Source organism: Yoonia sp. (assembly GCF_046292185.1).
GTDB lineage: Bacteria > Pseudomonadota > Alphaproteobacteria > Rhodobacterales > Rhodobacteraceae > Yoonia.
Genome location: NZ_JBKBQY010000128.1, coordinates 1 through 7,034 on the forward strand (window position 1 = coordinate 1; position 7,034 = coordinate 7,034).

The following is a 7,034-nucleotide window of genomic DNA, read 5'->3' on the forward strand; positions in this document are numbered from 1 at the left end:
GCCCACGAACATCTCCACGAAATCCGAGCCGGAAATGGTGAAGAAGGGCACGCCCGCCTCGCCCGCCACCGCGCGCGCGATCAGGGTTTTACCGGTACCCGGCGGGCCGATGAGCAGGGCGCCTTTGGGAATCTTGCCGCCCAGGCGCTGGAATTTCGACGGGTCTTTCAGGAATTCCACGACTTCCTGAAGCTCTTCCTTGGCCTCGTCGATGCCGGCGACATCGTCAAAGGTGACGCGGCCCGATTTTTCGGTCAAAAGCTTGGCCTTGGATTTGCCAAAGCCCATCGCCCCGCCCTTTCCGCCGCCCTGCATCCGGTTCATGAAATAAATCCAGACGCCGATCAGCAATATGAACGGCAGCAGGCTCAGCAGGAAGGATTGGAAAACTGAGGTTTCCTGCGAACGTGCCTCGAACGGTACATTGGCACCGATCAACAGGTTGGTGACTTCGGCATCAGACGGCGCGATTGTCGTGAAGTTGCGCCCGCCTTCGGAAAAGCGAATCTGTTCACCATCAATCACGGCATCGGTCACGCGGCCGGCCTGCACCGCTTCGACAAAATGCGAATAGCTGCGCGCGTCGGCACCAGCTGCACCCTGCGGACTGCTGAAAAGGTTGAATAAGGCCAGGACCATCAAGAACATGACGACCCAGAAGACCATGTTGCGTGCGTTACCCAAGGGGGGACTCCTATCACATCGACAAACAGCGGACAGACTCGTCCCTGTGTGGTTACCTATAGAATAGGGACAAAACCCCGATCTTCAATGTGCAAACCGGATCAGGACACTATTCCGCGACAATCTGCGCGCGCCAGCCCTGTCCGAAACCAGCCAAGGGCGCGCAAATCAGCCGATCCTCCTGCCAGACAGCCGGTGTCGCCTGCATCGACGCATGGGTTAGACCCGCGTCGCGCCAGGCAGGGCAATGATCAATGCCCACACCCAACGCGCGTAATTCCAGCGTTGTGTCATGTGGCCCCGACAATTGCCAGCGCGCGTCCCAAAGCTGGGTTGTGGTCGTCACATGGTCCCTGATTGCAGCAAATTCGCGGCTGATGCGCAGCACCGGCCCTTCGAAGCTGAACGCGCAGCCCGCCAGCATGGCCGCCCGCCCCTGCCGCAATGTCTGCATCAGACGGGTCTGTTCGTCGCGACGCGGCGCGATGAGACTGCGATTGACCCAAGCCATGGCGGCAAGCACCAGCCTGCGCGCCTGTTCTGCCGACAGATCATTCAAGCTTACCGTGACCAGCATATCGCCATGCTGACGCAGAATGTAGGATGCAGCGTGGTCCGCAGCCTGATGGCGCAGCGCCTGCGCCGCCTGCGTCATATGTTCCGCCACCTGCGCCAACGCCTGCGGCGCCAACCCCAGACCGGCCAGAAGTTCAGCCGCTTGTCTGACGCGGATACGTTCATATGCGGGGTTGTCATTGCTGGGATCGTCACACCACGCATGTCCCGCCGTGGTCAGGTAGTCCCGCAACTGGCGACGGGTGACTTTCAGCAAAGGGCGGTGAAAACGCAGTCCATCTTTTTCAGTGACCGCGCCCATACCGGACAAGCCATCCACCCCCGCGCCACGCGCCAGCGCCATAACGACCGTTTCGGCCTGATCATCAGCGGTATGTCCAAGCGCGATATCGCAAATTCCCGCCGCGTTCGCCCAATCCGCAAGCAGGGCATAGCGGGCGTTGCGGGCCTTTTCCTGCAAATTGCCTGTGCCGTCCCAGCCGGGCGACCAGCGCAAAATCTGATGCGGCAGGCCATAGCGGCGGCACAAACCTGCCACCATTGCGCTTTCATCTGCGGCAGCAGCGCGCAGGCCGTGATCAACGGACGCGACGCTGATATTGCCACCCGACCCCGCCGCCAAATGCAGCAAGGCCACGGAATCGCCACCCCCGGACACGGCAAGCCCGACAGGCGCGCCGGAACTGAGCAGGGCCAGAAATCCGCCAGACAAAAGCGGGCGCTGTCCCGTTACTGGCATCCCAGATTTTGCATCGCCGTTTGTGCGCTGGATACGGCGGCATCGCCGGGAAAGCGCACATTGACTTCGGCCAGCGTCAGACAGGCATCCTGCGTCTGTCCGATAGCGCCCAGCGACGCCCCAAGTTTGTACAAGGCTTCCGGCGCGCGCGACCCGGTGGCATCCGCCGAGAAGGCTTCGAGATAGGCGCGCGCGGCACTGGTGTTTTCGCCCAAAGCTTCAAGTGCCTGACCACGGATGAACGCGGCCTCGGGTGCTAGCGGGCTTCCCGGGTAGGTCGTGCCAAAGGCCGATAGCTGATCGACGGCGCTGCGAAAGTCACCGCTGGCGAGCGCCTCCTGCGCCCGCCGGATATCGTCCTGTTCGCCGACAGCAACAGCAGGGCCGCCGGTCGTGGGTGGTGGAGGATTGGCCACAGGCACCTCTGCAGAGCTGTCCACGCCGCCCAGCGACGGTGTATCGCCCAGATTTGCAATGTCGCAATTGGGTTCGAGTTCGCACAACCGGAATTCAAGATCACCGATCCGGTTCGTGCCATCCACAGTGACCCGGTTGACCCGGAATTCCAGCTCTTCCGCCTTGGAGGTCAGACGCTGCAATTCCGCTTCGATCGTGTTCAGGCGGTCCAGCGGCGTCGCACCGGCCACCCCTTGCGACAGCGCGCCGGTGGTGGAAAGTTCCGAGCGCAGGCGCTGGACATCGACGTAAAGCGCGGTCAGTTGCTGGCGGATATCCGCCAGCGTCTCATCCTGTGCCAACGCAGGCAGCGGCGCGCTCAGGACCGCACAGATCAAAAAGATTCGATGCAACATCATCTGTCCCCGCGACCAGATCAGCTCGTCATCGCCGAGAAAGACAGGACCGTCACGGCCCGGCGGTTCTTGGAGTAACAGGCTTCGTTTGAGCAAATCTCGATCGGACGTTCCTTCCCATAGCTGGTCACTTCCAGCCGGGATGATGGCACACCGCGCGACACGAGATATTCACGCACCGCATTTGCACGACGGAACCCGAGCGCGATGTTATATTCGCGCGTGCCCTGTTCATCGGCATGGCCTTCGATCACGGCGCGGTAGTCGGCATTGGTCAGCAACCATTGTGCCTGTCCGTCCAGAATGGTGCGACCTTCGGTGCTGATGGTGGATTGGTCGACCGCGAACAAAACGCGGTCACCGATGGTCTGGTTGAAAAATTGCGGGCTGCGCGGATCGCTGGCAGACCCTGTCATGCCGGCACCCGCGCCAACGCCGCCCACGCCACCGGCGCCGCCTGCACCGCCAGCGGCCCCGCCTGCCCCACCACCAAAGCGGTTGGGATTGGTACAGGCGGCGGTGGCCAGCACCAGCAACAAGATTGTCGCTTTTGTCATCATTTTCATCGGTTGATCCTGTATCTGCTCATTTTCACTATCATAGCATGGCAATCCATGGCTGGGAACGCTTTGTCCTGCGCCATCACGGCTGCAGCGGTCCCCAGGACGGGTCGCTTGCCGCGCTTTGGATCGGGACCGCCTTGAGGTTGCGCCCGGAAATATCCACCGAGTAAAGCGAACTTGCCCCATCCGACCCTTGGGTTTCACGGCTGAACATGATCACCCGGCCGTTAGGTGCCCAGGTCGGGCCTTCATCAAGGAAGGACGATGTCAGAAGCCGTTCTTCCGATCCGTCCGTCCGCATCACGCCAATATGGAACCGGCCCGCGTTCATCTTGGTAAAGGCCACAAGATCACCGCGTGGCGACCAGACGGGCGTGCTGTAACGCCCTTCGCCAAAGGAAATCCGACGCGCATCACCGCCAGAGGCGGACATGATGTAAAGTTGCTGGCTGCCGGAACGGTCGCTTTCAAACACGATCTGCGATCCGTCAGGCGAAAGGCTTGGTGCCGTGTCAATCGACGGTGTCGCAGTCAGGCGCGTATGCTGTCCGGTGGTCAGATCCGTGCTGTAGATATCGGTGGTCCCGCCATTGGAAAGGCTGTAGATGACCTGCCGCCCGTCACGCGAAAAGCGGGGGCTGAAAGACATCTCACCGGGCGCGGTCGACAATTGCCTGCGCCCGACATTGGCCACGTCGAGCAGGTTGATCCGTGGGAACCCGGATTCAAAGCTGGTGTAAAGCACCTGATCGCCACGCGGCGAAAACCGCGGTGCCAGCACGATGTTCGTGCTGTCAGTCAGAAACTGCACATTGGCGCCATCATAATCCATGATCGCCAGCCGTTTCAGCCGGTTATCCTTGGGGCCGCTTTCGGCGACAAAGACGACGCGACTGTCGAAATAGCCACCCTCGCCGGTAATCCGGCTATAAACTGCATCAGCCACCTTATGGCCCATGCGCCGCCAGCCGGCAGTTGTACCCGCAAATTGCAGGCCGCTGCCAAGCTCCTGACCTGAAAATATATCAAACAGGCGGAATTTGACCACGACCTGATCACCGCTGACATTCACTGCGCCCACAATCAGCGCCTGCGCGTTCACCGCACGCCAGTCGGCAAAGGCCACCGGTTGCGCAAAAGAGCCTACCTGCGAAATGAACGCCGTCGAGGGAACTTCGCGAAACAGGCCGGTGCCTGACAGGTTCTGCGCAACGAGGCGCGACAGATCGCTGGCAAGCTGCGTGGCCTGCGGGCTTTCAGCCTCGAATGTGGGCGCGGCAAAGGTGATCGGCTCGATCACGCCGTCGGTGATGGTCAGGCGCAAAGGGCCGCCCTGCGCCAGCACAGGACCGGCCAACATCAGTGCAATCAGCAATGTAAACAGTCTTTTCATCTTATTCTTCGCCTTTTTGGCTGTCAGACAGGAGGTCCGGAAAGCAGCGTCATGTTCTCTTACTCGCAAGGCCGATACCATATTGTGATGACCGGCACATGCTTTTCGTCATCTTAATCGCATACCACTGGGGTCAAAGGTGATCACAACTTCGCGCCATTGGTCGTATTTATCTGCCGGTAGCTGATATCCCCCGCCTTGGCACCGCAGAATCGCGCGGCGCGCTGCTTCGAATGCGGTGTTTGTGGCAGATTGGTCACCGCTAGAGGATAACAAGCGCGGTTCGCCCTCGACCCGGCCTTCGCGCGTCAGGTTGAAGCCAACCTCGACCGTGACGCGTGCCGCGACCGACCCGGGGTCCACGTTCCAACAGGAATTGACCGCGATGCGGAAGCTGTCGCGCTCTGACCCGGTCATGGGTGGGCCAGCCAGAACCGCTGGGGCGGCACTTTCGGCCAAAGCGGCGGCCAAGGCATCTTCGACCGCGGTGCTGGTATCGGGAACAGGTGCCGGGGTCGGTGCAGGTTCTGGTGTTGGCTCGGGCGCAGGCTCGGGTGTCGGGGGTGGTTCTGCAGCGGCTGTCTGTTGTTCGGGTTCCGGCGCAGGCGGCACCGGGCGCGCAGGCCGCGCCACCGGACGCAGGGATGTTTCCACAGCGCCGCGTGGCGTTTCATCCGCAATGACGATTTCCGTCGCCGTCTGTTCCGGGGCCGCCTCTTGCTGTTCGGGTACCGCGACCTCTGCCGGGGCGGTGTCGTCGGGCACGATCGCCTCTTGCGGTATTTCCGATATCTGCGCATCCGGTGGTGGTGGTGCCACGGGCGTTGATGCGACACGATCCGCAGGTGCCGGTGTCGGATCGTCGCTTGGCGGCAGATCGGGGGCCGCAGGCTCCGGCGGCGGAGGGGGAGGTGGTGGAGGCGGCGCGACAGGTTCCGGCGGCGGCGCTGGTGCAGGCTCGGGTTCGGGTTCAGCCGGCGGCGGTGGCGGAGGCGGCGTATCCTCGATGACAGGTTGCGGCGCCTCGGCCACGGGTGTTTCAGTCCCGGGTTCTGGCGTGCGGGCGGCCATCATCTGATCAAACTCTTCGCCGGACATGACGGTCACATCCATGGCCTGCATCGGCGTGGGCTGCGATTGCATCCCCAACCCCAGCAGCAGCCAGCCGATCAAACCAACATGGCCGACCGCAGATATGTAGGTGCCCGGCGTCTGCATCTTATCCGTCTACACCGTCGTAGGTCGGCCCGCCGATATCTGTCACAAGGCCGATGTCGGAAAAGCCACCTGCATTCAGCGCACCCATCACCTCGGCGACGCGGTTCCAGGCATTCGATCCGTCAGCGCGCAGGAATATCTTGTTGCTGGTCCGCTCGGCCGCAATTGCGCGTAGCCGGGTCACCAGTTCAGCAGGCGGTATATCGGATTCCTGAATCATCACGATGCCGTCCGCCGTGATCGTCACGGTCAGCGGTTCTTCTTCGTCACCGGGCAAAGCGGTAGCGGCAGTTTGTGGCAATTCCACCGGCACGCCGACAACCGACAAAGGCGCTGCAACCATGAAGATGATCAACAGCACCAACATGACGTCCACGAAAGGTGTGACGTTTATTTCCGACATCGGCGGCTGACCGCCACGCGACCGGCGGCGACCCCTGCCACCGCCACCGCCACCCGATTTCATGACCCCGGCGCCCATATCAGCTATCCAACTGACGGCTGAGGATGGTGGCGAATTCATCGGCAAAGGCCTCATAGCCAGCCACGATGCGGTCGCTGTCGGCAGAGAGTTTGTTATAGTAGATAACAGCCGGAATAGCGGCCAACAGGCCCAGACCCGTGGCCAAAAGCGCCTCGGCAATGCCAGGGGCGACGACAGCAAGGTTGGTATTCTGCGCCTCGGCGATTTCGATAAAAGCGTTCATGATCCCCCAGACGGTCCCGAACAGGCCCACGAAAGGCGCGGTAGACCCAACCGTGGCCAGCACCGGCAGACCTTTTTGCAGGCGCGCGGCCTCTTTCGCAATGGCGACATCCATGGAACGGTCGATCCGCGCCGTGGCCCCGGCGATCAAGCCGCCGTCCTGCCTGTGCGATCGTCGCCATTCCAGCATCCCGGCCGCGAAAATCTTTTCCGACGCCCCGTCCGGGTCCGGTCCGATCTGATCGAACAATTGATCAAGCGGTTCACCCGACCAGAAAGCCCGGTCGAACACGTCCGCCTCGGCCCGCGCACGGCGGAACTGGAGCGTCTTGTCGATAATGAT

8 protein-coding genes are annotated in these 7,034 nt (G+C 61.8%); all 8 read right to left on the reverse strand.

Annotated features, from left to right (window positions below):
- A partial coding sequence (locus tag ACK4TM_RS16350; protein WP_409703289.1) for an ATP-dependent metallopeptidase FtsH/Yme1/Tma family protein occupies positions 1 to 666 on the reverse strand: 666 nt, incomplete at its 3' end.
- Between the two features lie 127 nt (positions 667 to 793).
- Positions 794 to 1,999 carry a tRNA lysidine(34) synthetase TilS gene (gene tilS, locus ACK4TM_RS16355; protein WP_409703268.1) on the reverse strand — a complete coding sequence of 402 codons (1,206 nt, stop codon included), beginning with the start codon at positions 1,997 to 1,999 and terminating at the stop codon, positions 794 to 796.
- A complete protein-coding gene (ybgF, locus tag ACK4TM_RS16360; protein WP_409703271.1) occupies positions 1,990 to 2,814 on the reverse strand; it encodes a tol-pal system protein YbgF in 825 nt (274 codons plus the stop codon). Before ybgF ends, tilS begins: the two co-directional genes overlap by 10 nt.
- 17 nt (positions 2,815 to 2,831) lie before the next feature.
- On the reverse strand, positions 2,832 to 3,377 hold the full coding sequence (pal, locus tag ACK4TM_RS16365; RefSeq protein WP_409703274.1) for a peptidoglycan-associated lipoprotein Pal: 546 nt from the start codon (positions 3,375 to 3,377) through the stop codon (positions 2,832 to 2,834).
- Between the two features lie 76 nt (positions 3,378 to 3,453).
- Complete coding sequence (gene tolB / locus ACK4TM_RS16370) at positions 3,454 to 4,767, reverse strand: Tol-Pal system beta propeller repeat protein TolB (protein WP_409703277.1); 1,314 nt, start codon at positions 4,765 to 4,767, stop codon at positions 3,454 to 3,456.
- 108 nt (positions 4,768 to 4,875) lie between these two features.
- The gene (locus tag ACK4TM_RS16375) at positions 4,876 to 5,985 is read right to left on the reverse strand and encodes an energy transducer TonB (RefSeq protein ID WP_409703280.1); all 1,110 of its coding nucleotides are present in this window, start codon (positions 5,983 to 5,985) and stop codon (positions 4,876 to 4,878) included.
- 1 nt (position 5,986) lies between these two features.
- Positions 5,987 to 6,466, reverse strand: coding sequence for an ExbD/TolR family protein (locus ACK4TM_RS16380; RefSeq protein ID WP_409703283.1), 480 nt, complete (start codon positions 6,464 to 6,466; stop codon positions 5,987 to 5,989).
- A 1-nt stretch (position 6,467) separates the two neighbouring features.
- A partial coding sequence (tolQ, locus tag ACK4TM_RS16385) for a protein TolQ (RefSeq protein WP_409703286.1) occupies positions 6,468 to 7,034 on the reverse strand: 567 nt, incomplete at its 5' end.